We start from the raw sequence: 20,669 nt of genomic DNA, 5'->3' as shown, positions 1-20,669 counted from the left end.
CCCGGACCGCCATGAGCCCGACCGCCCCCGCGGCGGTGCGCGACCGTCTGCGCATTGCCATCCAGAAGAGCGGCCGCCTCGGCGAGCCGTCCCGCGCCCTGCTGGCGTCGTGCGGCCTCGATTTCCGCGAGAGCCGCGACCGCCTGTTCTGCTACGGCGAAACCCTGCCCATCGACCTGCTGCTGGTGCGAGACGACGACATCCCCGGCCTGCTGGCGGATGGCGTTTGCGATCTCGGCATCGTCGGCCGCAACGTGCTGGCCGAGCAGGCCGCCGGTCGCCGGGCCGAGGCGTTGCCGGAGGTGGCGCGGGAGCTGCGCACGCTCGGCTTCGGCGGCTGCCGGCTCGACCTTGCCGTGCCCGAGGGCTGGGAATGGACCGGCCCTGGCGGACTCGCTGGCCGGCGCATCGCCACCAGCTATCCGCACCTGATGCGCCAGTGGCTGGACGGGCAGGGCATCGACGCCGACGTGGTGGTGCTGTCGGGTTCGGTGGAGATCGCTCCGCGTCTCGGCCAGGCCGACCTGATCTGTGACCTCGTCTCCAGCGGCGCCACGCTCGCCGCCAACCAGCTGCGCCCGGTGCTCACCCTGCTGCAGAGCGAGGCGGTGCTGGCCGGGCCGGTGCGGGCATTTACCGATGCGCGTGCCGAACTCATGGCACTGCTGCTGCGGCGCATGGACGGCGTGCTGCGCCTGCGCGACAGCCGCCTGCTGATGTTCCAGACCACGCGCGAGGCCGTGCCCGCGCTGATGAAGCTGCTGCCGGACGCGGAGCCGCCGACCGTGATGCAGCTCGATGGGCAGGACACGCTGGCACTGCAGACGCTGTGCCGCGGCACCATGACCTGGCAGCGCCTGGAAGATCTGCGCCAGGCCGGTGCCCGGGGGCTGATGGTGCTGCCGGTCGAGAGGACGCTGGCATGAGCACCGGTCTGGACATCGCGCCGACCGCGCAGCGCGTGCGCTGGTCCACGCTGGACGGCGAAGCACGCCTGCGCGTGCTGCAGCGCCCGGGTCGCGACGGTGCGCAGGCACTGGCGCGGTCGGTGGCCGCGCTCATCGACAAGGTGCGCGGCGGCGGCGATGACGCACTGCGTGCCATCACCGCGCGCCTCGATGGCGTCGCACTGCAATCCTTCGAGGTCAGCGAAGCCGAGTTCGCCGCGGCTGAAGCCTTGGTGCCCGCGAACCTGCGCAACGCGATGGCCCGCGCCGCAGCGCGCATCGAGGCCTTCCACGCGCCCGGCGCGCTGCAGGGCTACAGCGTCGAGACCGCGCCGGGCGTGGTCTGCGAACGGCTGGTGCGGCCGATCGCGCGGGTCGGCCTGTACGTGCCGGCCGGCAGCGCGCCGCTGCCATCCACCGCGTTGATGCTCGGGGTTCCGGCGCGCCTGGCCGGGTGCGCGCAGGTGGTGCTGTGCACGCCGCCACGTCGCGACGGCAGCGCCGACCCCGCGGTGCTGGTGGCCGCGCGCATGACCGGCGTGCACCGCGTCTTCAAGCTCGGCGGTGCGCAGGCGATCGCCGCGCTGGCGCTCGGCACCGCGCAGGTGCCGGCGTGCGACAAGGTCTTCGGGCCGGGCAATGCCTGGGTCACCGAGGCCAAGCGCCAGCTGGCGCAGGCGGGCGACATCGCCATCGACCTGCCGGCGGGCCCGTCGGAAGTACTGGTGATCGCCGATGCCGGCGCCGATCCGGAATTCATCGCCGCCGACCTGCTGTCGCAGGCCGAACACGGCCCGGACTCGCAGGTACTGCTGGTCTCCGACGCACCGGCGCTGATCGCCGCGGTCGAGGTGGCGCTGGCCCGCCAGCTCGACGCGCTGCCGCGCGCCGACATCGCGCGGCAGGCGCTGGCGCGCTCGCGGCTGGTCGAGGTCGACAGCCTCGAGGATGCGTTCGCGCTGTCCAACCTGTATGCGCCCGAGCACCTGATCCTGGCGCTGCGCGAACCGCGCCGCTGGCTCGACCGGGTCACTTCGGCGGGCTCGATCTTCCTCGGCGACCACACCCCCGAGGCGCTGGGCGACTACTGCAGCGGGACCAACCACGTGCTGCCGACAGACGGTGCCGCGCACGCCTGGAGCGGTGTCGGCGTGGCGGCATTCCAGAAGACGATCAGCGTGCAGACCGCAACACCCGGCGGGATCGCCGCGATCGGGCCCGATGCCATCGCCATCGCCGAAGCCGAAGGCCTGCAGGCCCATGCCAACGCGGTGCGGCTGCGGCTGCCGGAGGCGCGGGCATGAGCGTGCTCGACCTGGTCCGCGAGGACCTGCGCGATTTCGCCGGCTATGGCTCCGCGCGCAGCACGCGGGTGGCCGGCCGTGACTGGCTCAATGCCAACGAATCGCCCTGGCCGAATGCCGCCGATGCCGATGGCGGCTGCCGCCGCTATCCGGATCCGCAACCGCAGGCGCTGGTCGATGCGCTGGCCGCGCTGTACGCGGTGGATGCCGGCCAGCTGCTGGTCGGGCGTGGCAGCGACGAGGCCATCGACCTGCTCGTGCGCGCCAGCTGCCGACCGGGGCAGGACGCCGTGCTCGCCACGCCGCCGGTGTTCGGCATGTACGCGGTGGCCGCGCGGCTGCAGGGCGCACCGCTGGTGGAGGTGCCGCTGTTGGATGATGTGCGCGGGTTCGGACCGGACCTCGGTGCCGTCGTCGAGGCCGCACGCCAACGCCAGGCGCGGATCGTGTTCCTGTGTTCGCCGGCCAACCCCACCGGCGCCGCGATCGCGCCGGATTCGATCGCAGCCGTTGCCGACAGCCTGCGCGGCCAGGCGCTGGTGGTGGTGGACGAGGCCTATGCCGAGTTCTCCTCGCAGCCGTCGGCGCTGGGCCTGCTCGCGCAGCACGCGAACCTCGTGGTGCTGCGCACGCTCTCCAAGGCGCATGCGCTGGCCGGTGCACGGGTGGGCGTCGCGATCGGCCATCCGGACCTGATCGCGGTGCTGCGCCGTTGCCAGGCGCCGTATCCGCTGCCGGCACCATCGGCGGCGCTGGCCTGCGCGGCGCTCGTGCCTGCGGCACTGCGCCAGACGCAACGCCACGTCGACGAGGTGCGACGCGAACGAACGCGCCTTTTCGATGGACTGCTGCGCGCACCCGGCGTGCGTCGTGTCTACCCGTCCGACGGCAACTATCTGCTGGTGCGCTGCCGCGATGCGCAGGCCGCGTTCGACGGCCTGCTGGCCGCGGGCATCGTCGTGCGCGACCAGCGTGGCGCCGTGCAGCTCGACGACGCACTGCGGATCAGCATCGGCACGCCCGAGCAGAACGATCGCGTGCTCGAGGTCTTCGGCGCACCCCGCGGCACCGCCGGATCGCCGGGCGACGTGACGGACGCAGCCGGCATGCCCGTGCCACGCCGCACAGAGGAGACTTCGCAATGAGCACGCCGATCCTCTTCGTCGATCGCGACGGCACCCTGATCGAGGAACCGGGCGACTTCCAGATCGATGCCTACGGGAAGCTGCGGTTGTTTGCGGGCGTCATCCCCGCACTGCTGAAGCTGCGCGATGCCGGCTGGGAGTTCGTGATGGTGACCAACCAGGACGGGCTCGGCACCGATGCATTCCCGCAGGAAACCTTCGATGGCCCGCATGCGCTGATGCTGCAGATCTTCGAAAGCCAGGGCATCCGCTTCCGCGAAACGCTGATCGACCGCAGCTTCGCCAGCGAAGGGTTGCCGACGCGCAAGCCCGGCATCGGGCTGGCGATGCACTACCTGCGCGATCGTGGCATCGACATCGCACGTTCGGCGATGGTCGGCGATCGCGATACCGATATCGCGTTCGCCGCCAACATGGGCATCCGTGGCTTCCAGCTGCGCACGCCACAGTTCGGCGGTGAGTGGGACTGGGCGGGCATCGCCCACGAACTGGTGGATGCACCGCGCCGGGCACAGGTGCAGCGCACCACGCGCGAGACCTCGATCCGTGTCGCGCTCGACCTCGATCTCGCCGCAGAGCCGCGGGTCAGCACCGGCCTGGCGTTCTTCGACCACATGCTCGACCAGCTCGGCAAGCACGGCGGCTTCGCGCTGGAGATCGACGCGCAGGGCGACCTGCATATCGACGAGCACCACACCATCGAGGACACCGGGCTGGCGTTGGGACAGGCGCTGCGTGAAGCGCTGGGCGCCAAGCGCGGGATCGGCCGCTATGGTTTCGACCCGCCAGACGATCCGATGCTGGCTGCGGCCGCACCGCACGCCGGCTTCACCCTGCCGATGGACGAGACCCTGGCACGGGCCGCGCTCGACTTCAGCGGTCGTGCCTACTTCGTGTTCGACGGCGGCTTCCGCCGCGAGCGGGTGGGCGATCTGCCAACCGAACTGGTCGCGCACTTCTTCCGCTCGCTCTGCGATGCGGCGGGGCTCAACCTGCACCTGCAGGTGCGCGGCGACAACGATCACCACAAGATCGAGGCGATGTTCAAGGCGGTGGCGCGTGCGCTTCGCCAGGCATTGCGTCGCGAGGGCGCCGGGCTTCCCAGCACCAAGGGAGTGCTCTGATGCGGCTCGCGGTGGTCGATGCCGGCGGCGCCAACCTCGGCTCCGTGGCGTACGCATTGCAGCGGCTGGGCGTGGAGCCGGAACTCACCACCGACGCGGCGGTCCTGCACGCGGCCGATCGCGTGATCCTGCCCGGGGTGAGCACTGCGGCGACGGTGATGCGGCGCTTGCGCGAGCTGGAACTGGTGAACGTGCTGCGTGAGCTGCGGACGCCTCTGCTCGGCGTGTGCGTGGGCATGCAGCTGCTGTTCGAGCATTCGGCCGAGGACGACACCGCCTGCCTCGGGCTGCTGCCGGGCAGGGTGATGCGCCTGCAGGAACGCGACGGTGTCCGGGTCCCCCATATGGGCTGGAACACGCTGGCGCCGGTGCGGCCATCGCCGCTGGTGGCGGGGATCGAACACGGTGCACACGCCTATTTCGTGCACAGCTACGCCGCGCCGGTGACCGATGACTGCGTGCTGGCCTGCCAGCATGGCGATACCTTCGCCGCGATCGTGCAGCGCGGCAACGTGGCGGGTGCGCAGTTCCACCCGGAGCGCTCCGCCGACGTCGGTGCGCGCCTGCTGCGCAATTTCATCGAGAACGGACTGTGACCAGCAACGACTTCACCATCTATCCGGCGATCGACGTGCGCGAGGGGCGGGTGGTGCGCCTGCGCCAGGGCGACTATGCCCGCGAGACGCGCTACGCCGACGGACCGCTCGCGCTGGCACGCGAATACGCCGACCAGGGTGCGCAATGGCTGCACCTGGTGGATCTCGATGCCGCGCGCGTCGGCCACTACACGCTGGGGCCCCTGTTGCGGGCGATCATCGCCGGCACCGGGCTGAGCGTACAGACCGGCGGGGGCGTGCGTTCACGTGATGATGTGGCCGCCCTGCTTGATGCGGGCGCTGCGCGCGTGGTGGTCGGGTCGCTCGCGGTGCGCCGTCCGGAGCTGGTCGAAGCGTGGTTGCAGGAATTCGGCGCCGACCGCATCACCGTCGCGCTCGACACCCGGCGCGACGCCCTCGGCGTCTGGCGGCTGCCGGTGCACGGCTGGACTGAAACCGGTGGCGAGACGCTGGATGCGCTGGCGCTGCGTTATGCGCAGGCCGGGCTGGTGCATCTGCTGAGTACCGACATCGACCGTGATGGCATGCTCGCCGGCCCCAATCCCGCGCTGTATGCGCATCTGCGCGGGATCGCATCGTCGCTGTCGGTGCAGGCCTCGGGCGGCGTGCACCGGCTCGACGACATCGGCGACGCCCGCACCCGGGGCTGCGCCGGGATCGTGCTCGGCCGCGCCCTGCTGGAGGGCCGCTTCACCGTCGCCGAAGCGCTGCGGGCGACGTCATGCTGAGTCGGCGCATCGTGCCCTGCCTGGACGTGCTCGACGGGCGCGTGGTGAAGGGCGTGCGCTTCCGCGACCACGTCGACATGGGCGATATCGTCGAACTCGCCCTGCGTTACCGCGATGCCGGCGCCGATGAGCTGGTGTTCTACGACATCGCCGCGAGCCCGCAGGGCCGTTCGGTGGACCGCGAGTGGATCCGCCGCGTGTCGCGCCTGCTCGACATCCCGTTCTGTGTGGCCGGTGGCATCCGTGATGTGGCGACCGCACGCGCAGTGCTCCAGGCCGGCGCCGACAAGATCTCGATCAACACGCCCGCGCTCGAGCGTCCGGCGCTGATCGGGGAGCTCGCTGCCGAATTCGGCGTGCAGTGCGTCGTGGTGGGCGTGGATTCGGTCCGCGAGGCGGACGGCGAGTGGCGTGTGCGCAGCCACACCGGTGATCCCGGGCGCACACGCGCGCCCGGGCGGCGCACGCTGGATTGGCTCGTCGAGGCGCAGGCGCTGGGTGCCGGCGAGATCGTCCTCAACTGCATGGGCAGCGACGGCGTGCGCAACGGCTACGACATCGAACAGCTGCGTGCCGCGCGCGCGGTGTGCCGCGTACCGCTGGTGGCGTCGGGAGGCGCGGGGACGGCCGCGCATTTCGTCGATGTGTTCCGCGACGCCGATGCCGACGCGGCGCTCGCCGCCAGCGTGTTCCACAGCGGTGCGCTCGCGATCCCGCAACTCAAACGCGATCTTCGCGGCGCCGGCATCGCGGTGCGGGCAGCGCCGGACGCCCGTGCCTCCTTCCCTCTGCGCGGCGACACGGCATGAGCACCATGATCGACATCGACAGCCTCGACTGGAACAAGAGTGGCGGGCTGTTGCCCGCCGTGGTGCAGGACGCCGACAACATGCGCGTGCTGATGCTCGGCTATATGGATCGCCAGGCCCTGCAGGTGACCTGCGGGACGGGACAGGTGACGTTCTTCAGCCGCAGCCGCAATCGCCTGTGGACCAAGGGCGAGACGTCGGGGAATACCCTCGGGCTCGTCGCCATCGAGACCGACTGCGACGCCGACAGCCTGCTGGTGCGCGCACGACCGCAGGGCCCGACCTGCCATCTGGGACGCGACAGCTGCTTCGCCGACGCGCCAGGCGACGTGGTGGCGGCACTGGACGCGCTGGTGGCTTCCCGGGTGGATGCTCCGGCCGATGCGAGCTACACCGCACGCCTGTTCGCAGGCGGTGTGCGCCGCATCGCGCAGAAGGTCGGCGAGGAAGGTGTGGAAACCGCGCTCGCAGCGGTCGCCCAGGACGACGATGCACTGCTCGGCGAAGCCGCCGACCTGGTGTACCACCTCGTGGTGCTGCTGCGCGCCCGCGGCCTTGGCTGGGCCGATGTGCAACGCGTGCTCGCAGCGCGCTCGGGGGCTGCGCCGCGCGGCTAGCGATACAATGCGCCGCCGTTTGTCGCTGGAGCACACATGTCCGATCAACCCGCCTGCCCACAGTGTGGCGGTGCCCACGCCTACACCGATCGTGGCCTGCTGGTGTGCCCGGAGTGCGGGCACGAGTGGTCGGATGCGCCGTCGGATGGCGAGAGCGGCGACACCGTACGCGACAGCAACGGCAATCCGCTGGTCGTCGGCGACACCGTGGTGGTGATCAAGGATCTCAAGGTCAAGGGATCCTCGATCCCGCTCAAGCAGGGCACGGTGATCCGCAACATCCGCCTGGTCGATGGCGATCCGACGCATGTCGAAGGCCACTCCGAGAAGATCAGGGGCCTGGTGGTGAAGACCGAGTTCCTGCGCAAGGCCTGACCGGCTCCGGCGCTACAGCATCGCCAGCTCGACGTTGCCCAGGGTGCGGTTGTACTGGTCGCGCAGCCGCACCTTGCGCTCGAGGTCGGCGATGATGTGGCCGCTGAAATCCACGCCGGTGAGCTCCTCGATCATGTTGATGCCGCCGGGCGTGTCGACGTTGATCTCCATCATGCGGTCGCCGACGATATCGAGGCCGGCGAAGTACATGCCGTCGCGGATCAGCTTCGGCGCGGCGATCTCCGCCAGGCGCAATGCATCCGCGTCCGGCACCGCGGCCTCGTACTTGCCGCCGGCGCTGATGTTGCTGCGCGCGTCGCCGCTGTCGTTGTAGCGGCGGATGCACGCCCAGGTGCCATCCACCTGCAGCGGGCGCCCATTGAGCGTGAGCAGGCGCAGGTCGCCGTCGGCTGCCCGGGGCAGGTATTCCTGCGCGATCGCGTAGCCGTCGCGCACCACCGCATCGATCATCTGGTTGAGGTTGGCGCCGCTCTCGGGCGTCACCACGAACACGCTCTGGCCGCCCGAGCCCTGCAGCGGCTTGATCACGCCGTAGCCATCGTGCGCGGCGATGAACGACTTGATCTCGTCGGGGTCCAGGGTGATGCAGGTTTCCGGGCGCAGTTCCTCGGGGAAATGCTGGAAATAGGTCTTGTTGCTGGCGTCGGTCAGGCGCGTCGGATCGTTGAGGACGATCACGTGGCGTGCCGCGACCAGCTGGGCGAACAGCAATGCGCTGTTCGGCGCCCATGGCCGGCTTTCGAGTTCTTCGGCGGGATCGCTGCGCAGCATCAGCACGTCGAGGTCCTCGACCGAGATGCGCTCGCGCGTCGCCCCCTCGCCCTGCAGTTCGGCCAGCAGCCCGGCATCGTCGGCATAGTCGGAGCGCTGCGGGATGCAGGCCGATGCGCGCACGCAACCGGTGGCGTCGTAGGTGAAGTCCCCGAGCCCGATGATCGCAACGCGGTGGCCGCGCGCGCAGGCACGGCGGGCCAGCCGGATGGTGGTGTAGTTCTCCTGCTCGGTGGCGACGTCGTTGACGACGAAGCCGAGCGCGATCGGGGTGGGGCTCATGATGCGGGTTCCATGTGGTAGAGGTGCTGGACGGGCAGGCTGCGGCACAGTGCGAGCCTGTCGGCGAAGGCGGGATCGGTCATGTAGCGGGGCAGCAGCTCCGGGCCGACCACCCAGCCCTCGGCCAGCAGCTGGTCGAGCACCACGCGGTGCGACAGTGCGAACTTGCCCACCAGCAGCGCCTCGAAGTCGCCGTCGTCATGGAGGTAGTCGACGAGGTCGCGCAGGCCGCGCAGGTAGACGGCGTCCTTGCTGAGGCCACCGCCGCGCACCGCGCGCACCGCGACATCGAAGGCGTCGTCGGTCGGCAGCCCGTGGGTGTTGTGCAGCGCGTCGAAGATCGCCGGCACGCCTTCGCCCTCCAGTGCCATGTGCACTGCGAGCACACGCGCCGCGAGCACCCGCAGCCGTTCGCCGGGCAGGTAGCCGGCCAGGAACTCCGCCAGCACGCCCAGGCCTTCCTGCAGCGGGTCGTAGTGCGCCAGCCCCACCTTCAGTTGCGTGAGTGGCTGGCGCGCACCGTTGTGGCGTGTCACCACATGGGTGCCGATCTCGTGCTGGATCAGCGGCTGCACCCGCGCGTGCGGGATGCGCAGGTTGCCGTCGACATAGAACGTGCCGTGGTTGACCAGCATCAGCGAGTTGAGGTCGGTGTCGACCACGACCTCGGCGTGGAAGTCCGGGCAGCGGTCGTGGTACCAGTCGAGCTCCGCTTCCAGCGCGGCCATGAATTCGTCGATGCCGGCATCGGCCTGCAACGGTGCACCCGGCTCGACGTCGCGCAGGATCTCCTGCGCGAGTTCCAGCAACGGCGGCTCCACGCCACCGAACAGGTCGATGCTTGCATTCACGAAGCCGTCGGTGCCGCGCATGCGCACCAGTTCGAGCTGGCGGTCCAGCTCGCGCTGCTTCTCGGCCAGAAGCCCCGAGAGCAACGGCGATTCCACCCGGTCCACCGGCAGTTCCAGCAGTCGGCGCCGCGCCGCATGCAGGTCGATGTCGAGGTCGATATAGCGCAGTTCCGGCATCGCGGTGCGGCCGCTGCCTTCGAAGGCCTCCCACAGCTCGACGTTGCCGATCGGCGACAACGCCATCAGCCAGTCGAGCTCGGCGTCCATCCGTGCCAGTGCGGCGTCCACCCCGGCGGCGATGGGCGGCAGCGGCCTTGGCGTCGCTGCGGTCGCGTTCACCGCCCGAACTCCGCGCGCACCGCGGCCACCGCCTGCTCGAGCCCGGCCTGCAGGTCGTAGAGGCGGGCGATGTCGGCATGCCCGGTCCATTCGTCCATGAAGGTCTTCTTGTATTCGATGGAAATCGTGCAGATGTTGCTGCCGTAACGTGCGTGGATCCATTCCGGGAAGTGGCCGCCACCGGGGTAGCGCACGTTCTCGCGCACGTCGGGGGCGCCGCCCGCGACCGGTGCGGCGCGCATGGCTTCGGCGAATGCATGCACGGCCTTGCCCCAGCGCGCGCGGTCGAGGGTGGTGACACCGAGGTCGATATCCGGATTGGCATCCGCCGGGGCGTGGATGTCCGGTCCGTCGCGGCGGTGGTTGTAGCTGTGCAGGTCGATGACCAGCAGGCTGCCATGGCGCTCGAGCAGGGCGTCGAAAAGTTCGGTCAGCATCGCGTAGAAGCGGTCGTGCACGGCGAGCGAGGCCTGCAGTTCCTCGCGCGGCAGTTCGCCGCGCCAGAAGCGGATGCCCCAGGTGTCCTCGGGGTTGCTCGACAGCGCCTTGTCGCGTGGCCGGTTGAGGTCGACCTCGAAGCGCGAGCGCCGCGCGCGCAGGCGCACGTCGCCGACGCTGGTGAGCAACCCGGTCAGCGGATCCTCGTCGCGGCGCCGGCTGGGCGTATCGATGGCGAGATGCTGTTCGAGCGACGGCCGCATCGCGTGACCGTCATGGACCGCGGCGGCCACCACCGGCCCGTCGCCGATCACCAGGTCCCATTCGTCGCAGGGCGAGGCCGCCACCAGGCGGGTGTCGTGCAGGAAGAACTCGGATTGCCGGACGCGCGCGCCGGCGGCTGCGTTGGATGTCGTCATGCCGCCATGCTGGCGAGGGCGGCATTAGCGCGTCGTGGACATGCTGAAGCCGCGTTCAGCGAACGCCTGGAGATGGCAAGCGTGCCTCAGCTGATGCGGATCTCGACGCCATCGAGCTGCACCACCTGGCCGCTGCGGATCTTCGCGGTCTTGCGCGATTCGACCGCGCCGTCGACACACACCGCGCCCGCCGCCACCAGGGCCTTGCCGGCACCGCCGCTGTCGACCAGCCCGACCAGCTTGAGCAGCTGGTTGAGTTCGACGTGGTCGCCTTCGAGATCGAACGGAATGGTCTGCATGGGGCGCATGGTCCCATGCGCGAGGGCCGCTGGCCATGACCCCGGCGGTGCGTGCCGCGTGGGTCAGCCGGGTCGCAGCCAGCGCAGGGCGGCGCGTACGCGATCGGCTGCACCGGGGTCCACCGGGCCGTCATCGACCAGCCCTGCCGCCAGCGCGCGCCGGAACGGGGCGGTGCGCGCTGCAGCCTCGAGCGCGGCACGACGCAGCGGCCGCACCGGACCACGGTCGTCGCCATACAGGCCGGCGACGGTGGCGGTCGCCAGGAACAGCGGCAGTGAACCCCGGCGGTGGCGGCGCTGGTAAGCCGCGAGCGCACGCGGGTCGGCGGGGTCGGCGTGCCGCTGCAGCGAATCGCCCACCGCGCCCGCAAGGCGTTCCACGCTGGCGAGGCCGAGGTTGAAGCCGTGCGCGGTGACCGGATGCATGCCGACCGCGGCATCACCGACCAGCGCCGCGCGCGTGGCCACGAAGCGGCGCGCGTACACCGTCACCAGCGGATAGCGGTGGCGCGTGCTGGCCGTGGCCATCGCGCCGAGGCGGTGCTCGAAGCGCTGTTCGACCTCGCGGGCGAAGGCGTCGTCGTCGAGCCGCTCCATGCGCTGCGCCTCGGCACCGGTGAGGGTCAGCACCACAGAGGACAGGTGCGGTTCCAGCGGCAACAGCGCACGCGTCTGCGCATCGCCGAACCACTGCCAGGCCGCGCCATCGTTGGCGACCTCGTGGTGCATCCGGCACACCAGCATGTGGCGGCCGGAGTCGTGCATCCGCGCGCCGATGCCGAGCGCCTGCCGGGTCTGCGACATCCGGCTGTCCGCGGCCACCAGGAGGCCGGCGCGCAGCACGCGGCCGTCGGCCAGGCGCACTTCGGCGGCGCGGGCATCGGTGTGTACGGCATCCACCACCGCGCCCGCGTGCACCTGCACGTCGGGCAGCGCCTGCGCGGCCTGCCACGCCGCCGCGCGGATGACCCGGTTCGACACCAGGCTGCCGAGCCGGTCGTGGCCGGTGTCACCGGTATGCACCTGCAGCTCGCGTGCGACGTCGCGCTCGATCACCCGTGCAATCCGCAGAGGCGACATCGCGGCCGCCGGGATGTGCGCCGCGATGCCCAGCTCGCGCAGCAGCCGCATCGAGGCGTGGGTGAGCGCGATCTCGCGGCCATCGAACGCCGGTTCCGCCACGGCGGACAGTGGCTGGCGTTCCACCAGCTCCACGCGCAGTCCGAGCGGAGCGAGCGCACAGGCCAGTGCCAGCCCGGCGGGGCCGGCGCCGACGATCACCACATCGGTGGTCCGGGGGGTGGCGCGGTAACGGGTCTGCATGCGCACAGTCTAGGCAACCCGGTGCGCCGGGACTTGATCCGGCGCAAGCCGCGGGCAACCGGCCATCGCGACATTCCGCCACGTCAACCCGGCGATGCCTCCACCCGGTTGCGTCCGCTGCCCTTGGCGCGGTACAGCGCGGCGTCGGCGGCTTCGATCCAGTCGCGGAGCGACTGCTGCGCGGGATCGGCCATCGCCAGGCCGATGCTGATGGTCGCTTCCGGGCCCGGCCCGCCGGCGGTCCGCACGACCACCGTGGCGCGCAGGCGTTCGGCCAGGGCCATCGCCGCGGCGCGGTCCACGGCGGGAACCACCAGCGCGAATTCATCGCCGCCGTAGCGGCCCGCCAGGCCCGGCCGGGCCTGCAACTGCAGCAGGATCTCGCCGAGCGCGCGCAGGATCCCGTCGCCCGCGGCATGGCCGACACGGTCGTTGATGTCCTTGAAACGGTCGATGTCGATCATCAGCAGCGCCGCGCCGCCGTCGGCGCGGGCGCCGGCGAACACCGCTTCGGCCTGCTGCTGCCAGTGGCGGCGGCTGGTCACCCCGGTGAGTCCATCGATGCGGCTGAGCTGGTCGAGCTGGCGGTTCTTGCCGCGGATCTGCTGCACCAGGTCCTGGCTGGCCAGCGCGACGCCGATGGTGTGCAGGATCATCATCGGCAGGCAGGCCACGATCACCGCCATCGAGGTATCCGGCGCCACCGCGAAGCCGGTCACCAGGCCGGTCGCGAGCAGGCCGCCGAGCATCCACGGCAGCGAACGCAGCCACAGCCGTGGCAGGCCGGTGCTGATCTTGTCGACCGTGGCCAGCGTCAGCACCAGCACGCTGGGCAGCAGGTTGAAGTGGAGCAGGGCGGCCAGCGAGCCGGCCAGCGCCGAGTCGATCAACAGGTTGCCCACCTCGCCGCGATGGGGATCGCGGCTGCGGCTCGAGCGCAGCCATGCCAGCTGCGGCCATGCCAGTGCGATCGCCAGCATCCAGCCCCACGCCGGCCACCCGGCCTGGCGCTCGTACAGCACCACCGCCGCCGCAACCCCGGCCAGCCCCATGCCGAGCACGCGGAACGGATACACGCGCCGCGGCAGCCGTGACATCCGCCGTGGCGCGGCGGCCGCCGCAGCGGGCATGCCGGTCGCCGTGTCGATGTGCTGGTCCATCCTTTCCCCCGGAACCGGACCCCCGCAGCATACCGGCGCTTCCCGGCGCGTGGCCACGCCGATCGACGTGTCCACGCATCGCGCGCCCGCGGTGCGCACGCTAGGCTGTGCGCCCTTCCGCAACATGGATCAACGGTGGGCGACGCAGGCGGAACCAACGTGGGAAACAGCACCATCGCGGCATGGCTGCAGCGCTGGTGGCAACGCGTGCGCGGGCCGGTGGACGCGTCCGGACGGCGCCTGCGCCGGCCTTCGGTGCGGCGCTACGGCCGCTACGCCGCGCTGCAGTTCACCCGCAGCCAGACCCAGAGCCGGATGCTCGCCGACGACCCCGACCATCTGCTGATCGACTACACGCGCACGATGCTGGCGGCCCTGCTGTGGGCACCGGCGCGGCCGCGCATCGGCATGGTCGGGCTGGGCGGTGGATCGCAGGTGAAGTTCATCCATCGGCATTTCCCGGAAGCCACGCTGGAGGTGGTCGAGAACAACCCGTGGGTGGTCGGCCTGCGCCGGGAATTCGGCATTCCCGACGACGACGCACGCCTGCGGGTGCTGGTCGACGACGGCGCCGCGTTCGTGGCCGCACGCCCCGGCCGCTACGACGTGCTGCTGGTCGATGGCTACGACGAGACCGGCATCCCGCCGGTGCTGTCGACCCGGCAGTTCTACGCCGACTGCCACGCCGCGCTGCTGCCCGGCGGCGCGCTGTCGGTCAACCTGTTCGCGGCCGGGGCCGACGCCCATGTCGAGCACCTGCGCGCGGTGTTCGGTGCCGACCGGGTGTTGCTGGTCGAGGAAGCCCGGATGCGCAACCAGGTCGCATTCGCCTGGCGCGGACCGCAGCCCGGAGCGGACGCCGCCACGAAGCTGCTGCTCGACCGCCAGGCTGTCGCCGTCGCCCAGCTGCAACCGGTACTCGACCGGGTGGCCGCTTCGCTTGCGGCACACCCCGGAACGACGACGCCCGGCTGATGCCGGGCGTCGGGGGCGTCCTGGAAAAAGAGAGGACTATTCCTCTTCGTCCTGGATGCCCTGGGTCTCGCGGCCCTGCTGCTGGCCGCCCTGGCCCTGCTGGTTCTGCTGGTCCTGGCCGCCCTGCTGCTGGTTGTTCTGACCCTGCGTCTGGTTGTTCATCGCTGACTCCTGAGGGGGGATGCGGACACACCGTTGGTGCCGCACGTGCATCCTGCGCGCCGGTCCCCGTCAGCCGGCGTGAAGCAGCCGTTGCCCATGGGTGAAGCGGTGAACGCTTCAGGATGCCGGGCGTTCGCCGTCACGGTCGAGTTGCGCCAGCATGTGCTCGGCGCTGGACACCTTGAACTCTCCGGGCGCCTCCACGAACAGGTGGCGGATCACCCCGTCCTCCGCGTACAGCGAGAAGCGCTTGGCGCGCCGGCCCATGCCGTAGGCACTGGCGTCCATCTCCAGGCCGAGGGCGCGCACGAAGTCGCCATTGCCGTCCGACAGCATGCGCAGGCCGTCGGGCACGCCGAGCTGCTGGCCCCAGGCCTGCATCACGAACGGGTCGTTGACCGCGATGCAGGCGACCTCGACCCCGCGCGCGCGGAACGCGTCGAAGTGCTCGACGAAGCCCGGCAGGTGGCGTTCGGAGCAGGTCGGGGTGAACGCCCCCGGCACCGCGAACAGCACCATGTTGCGGCTCTGGAACAGGGTGGGGGTGTCGATGGCCTGCACGCCATCGTTGATGTACTTCAGCACCACTTCGGGAATGCTGTCGCCGGGCTGCACGCTCATGGGAACTCCTCGGGGAATGGGTGAACACAGTCTAGCCGCGCCATGCCGGGCCGCGACGTGACCCTTGAAAGACGCAGCGGAAACGCTACATCCCGGGCATACGGCGGGCGCACGGCGCCGCCATCCAGCAACGGAGGACACACCGATGAGACATGCAATCCGCCATCCCCTGCAGGGCACCACCCAGCCCAGCCTGCACGACGAACTGCGCCAGGCATTCAACCAGTTCTTCCAGACCGATGACGACCGCGACGGTTCATCGGTGGTCACCAGCCAGTGGACACCGCGCGTCGACATCAAGGAAGAGGCCGACCGTTTCGTGATCTTGGCCGACCTGCCGGGTGTTGACCCGGAGGACGTCGAGGTGCTGATGGACAAGGGCATCCTGAGCATCCGCGGCGAGCGCCAGTCCGAGGCACGCGACGAGGGCACCAGCTTTTCCCGCGTCGAGCGCCGCTACGGCAGTTTCCACCGCCGCTTCGCGCTGCCCGACAGTGCCGATCCCGAAGGCGTCACCGCGTCCGGCCACAACGGTGTGCTGGAAATCAGCATCCCCAAGCGCCCGGAAACCACGCCGCGGCGGATCCAGGTCGGACGACCGGGCACGCTGCCGACGCAGCAGTAAGCACGCAGCACAGCCGCCACGCCGGCGGAACGGGGCCCACACCGGGCGCATTGCGCGCCCGGTGCGGCTACGCCCTGTCGGCCGCGCACCGGCGGCCACGCACTACACTGGGCAACCTCCAGACGAACACGCACGATGCAGTTCAAGGACTACTACGGGACACTCGGCGTCGAGCCCGGCGCGGACGAGGCGGAGCTCAAGACCGCCTATCGCAGGCTCGCCCGCAAATACCATCCGGACGTCAGCAAGGCGGCGGATGCGGAAGAGCAGTTCAAGGCGGTCAACGAGGCCTACGAGGCCCTGCGTGACCCGCAGAAGCGCGCCGCCTACGACCAGCTTCGCGCGCGCGGCTACCGGCCCGGCGACGAGGTGCAGACCCCGCACGGTTTTGGCGGCCCCGGCGGTGTCGATTTCGAGGAGATCTTCGCCGGCGGAGACGGCGGCGGTTTCAGCGATTTCTTCGAGGAACTGTTCGGTCGCCGCCGCGGTTTCGGCGGCGGACCGGGGCCGGGCGCGCAGGCGCCGCGCGGCGACACCCGCGCCAAGCTCGCGGTGCCGCTGGACGCGGTCTACCACGGCAACAGCGTGCGCATCGCGGTCAACGGACGCTCGCTCGACGTCAACGTGCCGCGTGGCATCCGCCCCGGGCAGGTGATCCGGCTGCGCGGGCAGGGCGCCCACGGCGACCTGCTGCTGGAGGTCGAGTACGCCGCGCATCCGCAGTTCGAGGTCGATGGCGGCAACGTCATCCATGTACTGGCGGTCGCGCCGTGGGAAGCCGCGCTGGGCGCGACGGTGAGCGCACCGACGCTTGGCGGACCGGTGGAACTCAGGATTCCCGCAGGTTCGGAAGCCGGCCGGCGACTGCGCCTGCGCGGGCGCGGGCTACCCGGCACGCGCGGCGCACCGGCGGGCGACCAGATCGTCGAACTCGAGGTGCTGGCGCCGAAGCCGCAGACCGATGCCCAGCGCGAGGCCTACGAGGCGCTGCAGGCCGCGTTCGGCGAGGGCTGGCGCGCGTAGGCCGCGCCAGCGACGCGACTCAGGCGGAAATGTCGCCGGCGCCCAGCGTGCTGGAGATGACGTCGGCCAGCTCGTCTTCGGTGAAGGGCTTGGTGAGGTAGCCGCGCGCGCCCTGGCGCATGCCCCAGATGCGGTCGGTTTCCTGGTCCTTGGTGGTGATCAGCACTACCGGGATGTGCTTCGTCGTCGCCTCGCGGCTGATCGAACGGGTCGCCTGGAAGCCGTTGAGGTTGGGCATCACCACGTCCATCAGGATCAGGTCCGGCAGTTCGCGGTTGGCGGCATCCACGCCGGCCTGTCCGTCTTCGGCCGTCAGCGGCTGATGGCCGAGCTTCTCCACGATGCGGCGGATGCCGGCAAGCTGGGAAGGTGAGTCGTCGACGATCAGGATGCGCGCCATGGCATGTTCCGGGTTGCGAGCGGAGATTGTAGCCGCGCCACCACACCCGGCAAGCGGATGCAGTGCGTGCGTGGACGATGCGCGCCGACTCAGCCGATGCGTACCAGCGTGCGCCCGAGCGAGCCACCGGCGAGCATTCGCTCGAACACGGAGGGCAACGTGTCGAGTGTCGCTTCGTGCTGGAGGATGCGGTCAAGGTGCCGCGGCTTCCATTCGGCGGCCAGGCGCTTCCAGACCTCATCGCGGATGTCGCGCGCGGTGCCGGCCGATGCCACGCCCAGCAGCGAGACGCCGCGGATGATGAAGGGCATCACCGTCGTCGGCAGCTCGTGGCTCGCGGCAAGGCCTGCGCTTGCGACATTGCCGTAGGGCACGGTCTGCGCCAGCAGGCTGGCCAGCATCGGGCCACCGACGTTGTCGAGGCCGCCGCCGAAGCGCGCGGATTCCATCGGCCGGCCGGTCGCCAGCGCATCGCGGCCGATGACCTCGGTTGCGCCGATCTCCTTGAGATAGGCGGCCTGGGCCGGCTTGCCGCTCACCGCATGCACCTCGTAACCGGCGCTGGAGAAGATGTCGACCGCAAGCGAGCCGACGCCGCCGGTGGCGCCGGTGACCGCCAGCGGGCCGAGGCCGGGGTGCTGGTGGTTCTCGGTCAGGCGCAGCAGGGCCAGTGCCGCGGTGAAGCCGGCGGTGCCCAGCACCATCGAGTCGCGCAGCGACAGCCCGGCCGGCAGCCTGACCGCCCATTTCGATTCCACGCGTGCGTACTCGGAATAACCACCGTCGCGGGTTTCGCTGAGCCCGCAGCCGGTCACCAGCACCTCGTCGCCCTCGCTGAAGGCGGGGTCCGTGGACGCGACCACGTGCCCGGCGAGGTCGATGCCACCGACCAGCGGGAAGCGGCGCAGGATCTTTCCTTTGCCGGTGCCCGCCAGCGCATCCTTGAAGTTGACCGAGGAGTACGCCGTGCGGATCACCACTTCGCCCGGTGAAAGGTCGTCGAGCGTCACCGTTTCGACGCCGCTGCGATACCCCTGTGCGTCATCGTGGATACGGAAGGCACGGAAGCCGGTGGGGATGGTCATGGCATTGCTCCGGTCGGTTCAGCGCAGTTCGCGGCTGTGCTTCTCGCTCAGCCACTTGGTCGCCTGCGCGGGTTCGTAGGACTTCATCCAGTCGAGCATCGCCTCGATGTCGCGGCCGGTCCACATGTCCTCGCGCTGTGCGGGATGCAGGAAGCGCTCCTCGACCATGCGGTCCATCATCGCGATCAGCGGCTGGTAGTAACCCTCCACGTCCAGGAACGCGCAGGGCTTCTCGCTGATGCCCAGCTGCCGCCAGGTCAGCATTTCCACCACTTCCTCCAGCGTGCCGAAGCCGCCCGGCATCGCCACGAAGCCATCGGCGAGATCGAACATCCGCAGCTTGCGCTCGTGCATCGAGCCCACCACCTCGAGCCCGGTCAGGCCGCGGTGCGCCACTTCCATGTCCACCAGCTGCTTCGGGATGATGCCCGTCACCTCGCCACCGGCTTCGAGCACCGCGTCGGCGATCGTGCCCATCAGCCCGATGTTGCCGCCGCCATAGACCAGGCGGATGCCGTCGCGTGCCATGCGCGTGCCCAGCGCGATCGCCTGTTCGGCGTAGATGGGGCGGGCGCCGCTGTTGGAGCCGCAGTAGACGCAGATGCTTCGCATATGGGTGTGCCGTGCTGGAAGGAAAACGCAGGGGGGAGAAACGCGGACGCCGGGCAAGAGCCCGGCGCCTGTGTCGCATGCACCGCGGTGGCGCCGGGCGCGCCCGGCGGCCGTGGCGTCAGTTCGCCTTGTGGATCGCGCGCTTGTCGACCGCCATCGCGGCGTCGTGGACCACTTCCGACAGGCTCGGGTGCGCATGGCAGATGCGCGCCAGGTCGTCGGCGGAGCCCTTGAACTCCATCGTCAGCACGCCCTCGTGCACCAGCTCGGAGACGTTGGCGCCGACCAGGTGCATGCCCAGCACGCGGTCGGTTTCGGCATGCGCCAGCACCTTGACGAAGCCCGCGGCCTCGATCATCGCCACCGCTCGGCCGTTTGCCGCGAACGGGAAGCTGCCGGCCTTGTACGGAATGCCTTCCTCTTTCAGCTGCTGCTCGGTCTTGCCGACCCAGGCCAGCTCCGGCTCGGTGTAGATGACCCACGGGATGGTGTCGAAATTGACGTGGCCGGGCAGGCCTGCGATCAGCTCGGCCACCGCGATGCCTTCCTCGAAGCCCTTGTGCGCCAGCATCGGGCCGCGCACGCAGTCGCCCACGGCCCAGACGCCGTCGACGCCGGTGTGGCAGTGCGCGTCGACCTCGATCTGCCCGCGCTCGGTGAGCTTCACGCCGGACCCTTCGGCCAGCAGGCCCTTGGACGCGGCCTTGCGGCCCACGGCCACCAGCAGCTTGTCGACGGTGATCGTTTCCTCGCCGTTCTTGTCTGCGAAGGTGACCTGCACTTCCTTCTTCTTGCCCTTGCCGGTGACGTCGGCCTTCGAGACCTTGGCGCCGAGGCGGATGTCCAGGCCCTGCTTCCTGAACTCGCGGAAGGCGACCTTCGACACTTCGGCATCGGCGGCGGCCAGGAAGTCCGGCATGGCTTCGAGGATCACGACCTCGGCGCCGAGCCGCTTCCACACGCTGCCGAGCTCGAGGCCGATCACGCCCGCGCCGATCACCGCCATGCGCTTGGGCACCTCGGTGAAGTCGAGCGCGCCGACGTTGTCGACGATGGTCTCGCCGTCGAACTTCGCGAACGGCAGCTCGATCGAATCCGAACCCGCGGCGATGATGACGTTGGTGCCGGTGAGTTCGACCTCGCTGCCGTCATGCTGCTTCACCTTGACCAGGCGGTCGGCATGCAGGGTGGCGAAGCCGTAGTACGGCGCGACCTTGTTGGCCTTGAACAGCTGCGCGATGCCGCCGGTGAACTGCTTCACGATGGCGTCCTTGCGGCCGACCATCTTCTCGACGTCGATCTGCGGATCCTTCGCGCTGATGCCGTGCTGCTCGAACACGTGCTGCAGGTTGTGGAACTGCCGCGAGGAATCCAGCAGCGCCTTTGACGGGATGCAGCCCACGCGCAGGCAGGTGCCGCCCAGCGCCGGCTTGCCATCCTTGCCCAGCGCGGCGTCGATGCAGGCGACCTTCATGCCGAGCTGCGCGGCGCGGATGGCGGCGTGGTAACCGGCCGGGCCGGCACCGATGACGACGACGTCGAATTGTTCAGCCATGTTCGTTTCCTTGCTTGATCCCTTCTCCCGCGTGCGGGAGAA

23 protein-coding genes and 1 pseudogene are annotated in these 20,669 nt (G+C 70.3%); 12 read left to right on the top strand and 12 right to left on the bottom strand.

The window, feature by feature from the left end:
- Positions 1-11: 11 nt before the first annotated feature.
- From hisG to ERL55_RS08340, 9 genes and pseudogenes are all read left to right on the top strand, one after another.
- Positions 12-926 carry an ATP phosphoribosyltransferase gene (hisG, locus tag ERL55_RS08380; RefSeq protein WP_129136015.1) on the top strand — a complete coding sequence of 305 codons (915 nt, stop codon included), beginning with the start codon at positions 12-14 and terminating at the stop codon, positions 924-926.
- Positions 923-2,251: a histidinol dehydrogenase gene (hisD, locus tag ERL55_RS08375; RefSeq protein WP_129136014.1), complete on the top strand. Its 1,329-nt coding sequence runs from the start codon at positions 923-925 to the stop codon at positions 2,249-2,251. Before hisG ends, hisD begins: the two co-directional genes overlap by 4 nt.
- Positions 2,248-3,294: pseudogene (hisC, locus tag ERL55_RS08370) on the top strand (histidinol-phosphate transaminase); the annotation flags it as partial. The gene hisD and the pseudogene hisC, both read left to right, overlap by 4 nt.
- 98 nt (positions 3,295-3,392) lie before the next feature.
- Positions 3,393-4,520, top strand: coding sequence for a bifunctional histidinol-phosphatase/imidazoleglycerol-phosphate dehydratase HisB (gene hisB, locus ERL55_RS08365; protein ID WP_129136012.1), 1,128 nt, complete (start codon positions 3,393-3,395; stop codon positions 4,518-4,520).
- The gene (gene hisH, locus ERL55_RS08360) at positions 4,517-5,116 is read left to right on the top strand and encodes an imidazole glycerol phosphate synthase subunit HisH (protein WP_129136011.1); all 600 of its coding nucleotides are present in this window, start codon (positions 4,517-4,519) and stop codon (positions 5,114-5,116) included. The genes hisB and hisH overlap by 4 nt, the downstream gene beginning before the upstream one ends.
- Positions 5,113-5,865 carry a 1-(5-phosphoribosyl)-5-[(5-phosphoribosylamino)methylideneamino]imidazole-4-carboxamide isomerase gene (gene hisA / locus ERL55_RS08355; protein ID WP_129136010.1) on the top strand — a complete coding sequence of 251 codons (753 nt, stop codon included), beginning with the start codon at positions 5,113-5,115 and terminating at the stop codon, positions 5,863-5,865. The genes hisH and hisA overlap by 4 nt, the downstream gene beginning before the upstream one ends.
- Positions 5,859-6,674 carry an imidazole glycerol phosphate synthase subunit HisF gene (hisF, locus tag ERL55_RS08350; RefSeq protein WP_129136009.1) on the top strand — a complete coding sequence of 272 codons (816 nt, stop codon included), beginning with the start codon at positions 5,859-5,861 and terminating at the stop codon, positions 6,672-6,674. Before hisA ends, hisF begins: the two co-directional genes overlap by 7 nt.
- The gene (gene hisIE / locus ERL55_RS08345) at positions 6,671-7,291 is read left to right on the top strand and encodes a bifunctional phosphoribosyl-AMP cyclohydrolase/phosphoribosyl-ATP diphosphatase HisIE (protein ID WP_129136008.1); all 621 of its coding nucleotides are present in this window, start codon (positions 6,671-6,673) and stop codon (positions 7,289-7,291) included. The genes hisF and hisIE overlap by 4 nt, the downstream gene beginning before the upstream one ends.
- Positions 7,292-7,327: 36 nt before the next feature.
- The gene (locus ERL55_RS08340) at positions 7,328-7,666 is read left to right on the top strand and encodes a zinc ribbon domain-containing protein YjdM (RefSeq protein ID WP_129136007.1); all 339 of its coding nucleotides are present in this window, start codon (positions 7,328-7,330) and stop codon (positions 7,664-7,666) included.
- 12 nt (positions 7,667-7,678) lie between these two features.
- Here the strand turns inward: ERL55_RS08340 and ERL55_RS08335 are convergent, their stop codons facing one another.
- From ERL55_RS08335 to ERL55_RS08310, 6 genes are all read right to left on the bottom strand, one after another.
- Positions 7,679-8,740 (bottom strand): hypothetical protein, encoded by a 1,062-nt coding sequence (locus ERL55_RS08335; RefSeq protein ID WP_206733295.1) that lies wholly within the window; start codon positions 8,738-8,740, stop codon positions 7,679-7,681.
- Entirely contained in the window at positions 8,737-9,930 is a 1,194-nt protein-coding gene (locus ERL55_RS08330) for a tyrosine/phenylalanine carboxypeptidase domain-containing protein (RefSeq protein WP_164972154.1), read from the bottom strand. Before ERL55_RS08330 ends, ERL55_RS08335 begins: the two co-directional genes overlap by 4 nt.
- On the bottom strand, positions 9,927-10,787 hold the full coding sequence (locus tag ERL55_RS08325) for an N-formylglutamate amidohydrolase (RefSeq protein WP_129136005.1): 861 nt from the start codon (positions 10,785-10,787) through the stop codon (positions 9,927-9,929). Before ERL55_RS08325 ends, ERL55_RS08330 begins: the two co-directional genes overlap by 4 nt.
- Positions 10,788-10,873: 86 nt before the next feature.
- The gene (locus ERL55_RS08320; RefSeq protein WP_129136004.1) at positions 10,874-11,086 is read right to left on the bottom strand and encodes an RNA-binding S4 domain-containing protein; all 213 of its coding nucleotides are present in this window, start codon (positions 11,084-11,086) and stop codon (positions 10,874-10,876) included.
- Positions 11,087-11,149: 63 nt separating this feature from the next.
- Positions 11,150-12,409: a 5-demethoxyubiquinol-8 5-hydroxylase UbiM gene (gene ubiM, locus ERL55_RS08315; RefSeq protein WP_129136003.1), complete on the bottom strand. Its 1,260-nt coding sequence runs from the start codon at positions 12,407-12,409 to the stop codon at positions 11,150-11,152.
- Between the two features lie 83 nt (positions 12,410-12,492).
- Positions 12,493-13,569, bottom strand: a complete 1,077-nt coding sequence (locus ERL55_RS08310; RefSeq protein ID WP_241685733.1) for a diguanylate cyclase — start codon at positions 13,567-13,569, stop codon at positions 12,493-12,495.
- Between the two features lie 159 nt (positions 13,570-13,728).
- Between ERL55_RS08310 and ERL55_RS08305 the strand changes: the two genes are divergently transcribed.
- Complete coding sequence (locus ERL55_RS08305; RefSeq protein WP_129136002.1) at positions 13,729-14,544, top strand: transferase; 816 nt, start codon at positions 13,729-13,731, stop codon at positions 14,542-14,544.
- 36 nt (positions 14,545-14,580) lie between these two features.
- On the opposite strand, the gene ERL55_RS15245 is transcribed toward ERL55_RS08305, so the two are convergent.
- On the bottom strand, positions 14,581-14,706 hold the full coding sequence (locus ERL55_RS15245) for a hypothetical protein (protein ID WP_256386117.1): 126 nt from the start codon (positions 14,704-14,706) through the stop codon (positions 14,581-14,583).
- Positions 14,707-14,823: 117 nt separating this feature from the next.
- Positions 14,824-15,327 carry a peroxiredoxin gene (locus ERL55_RS08300; RefSeq protein ID WP_129136001.1) on the bottom strand — a complete coding sequence of 168 codons (504 nt, stop codon included), beginning with the start codon at positions 15,325-15,327 and terminating at the stop codon, positions 14,824-14,826.
- A 145-nt stretch (positions 15,328-15,472) separates the two neighbouring features.
- Here ERL55_RS08300 and ERL55_RS08295 point away from each other — a divergent pair, with 145 nt between their 5' ends.
- Positions 15,473-15,952 (top strand): Hsp20/alpha crystallin family protein, encoded by a 480-nt coding sequence (locus tag ERL55_RS08295; RefSeq protein ID WP_129136000.1) that lies wholly within the window; start codon positions 15,473-15,475, stop codon positions 15,950-15,952.
- 135 nt (positions 15,953-16,087) lie between these two features.
- Positions 16,088-16,975 carry a DnaJ C-terminal domain-containing protein gene (locus tag ERL55_RS08290; RefSeq protein ID WP_129135999.1) on the top strand — a complete coding sequence of 296 codons (888 nt, stop codon included), beginning with the start codon at positions 16,088-16,090 and terminating at the stop codon, positions 16,973-16,975.
- Between the two features lie 19 nt (positions 16,976-16,994).
- Here the strand turns inward: ERL55_RS08290 and pilH are convergent, their stop codons facing one another.
- From pilH to lpdA, 4 genes are all read right to left on the bottom strand, one after another.
- Positions 16,995-17,375: a twitching motility response regulator PilH gene (gene pilH / locus ERL55_RS08285; protein WP_129135998.1), complete on the bottom strand. Its 381-nt coding sequence runs from the start codon at positions 17,373-17,375 to the stop codon at positions 16,995-16,997.
- A gap of 89 nt (positions 17,376-17,464) precedes the next feature.
- Positions 17,465-18,460 (bottom strand): oxidoreductase, encoded by a 996-nt coding sequence (locus ERL55_RS08280; RefSeq protein WP_129135997.1) that lies wholly within the window; start codon positions 18,458-18,460, stop codon positions 17,465-17,467.
- Between the two features lie 18 nt (positions 18,461-18,478).
- Positions 18,479-19,072 (bottom strand): TIGR00730 family Rossman fold protein, encoded by a 594-nt coding sequence (locus tag ERL55_RS08275; protein ID WP_129135996.1) that lies wholly within the window; start codon positions 19,070-19,072, stop codon positions 18,479-18,481.
- 118 nt (positions 19,073-19,190) lie between these two features.
- Positions 19,191-20,627 carry a dihydrolipoyl dehydrogenase gene (lpdA, locus tag ERL55_RS08270; protein ID WP_129135995.1) on the bottom strand — a complete coding sequence of 479 codons (1,437 nt, stop codon included), beginning with the start codon at positions 20,625-20,627 and terminating at the stop codon, positions 19,191-19,193.
- Between the last annotated feature and the right edge of the window lie 42 nt (positions 20,628-20,669).

It is taken from the genome of Luteimonas sp. YGD11-2 (assembly GCF_004118975.1).
GTDB lineage: Bacteria > Pseudomonadota > Gammaproteobacteria > Xanthomonadales > Xanthomonadaceae > Luteimonas > Luteimonas muca.
Note: the sequence above shows the minus strand (reverse complement) of the source record. Positions and strands in the feature narration are given on the sequence as shown.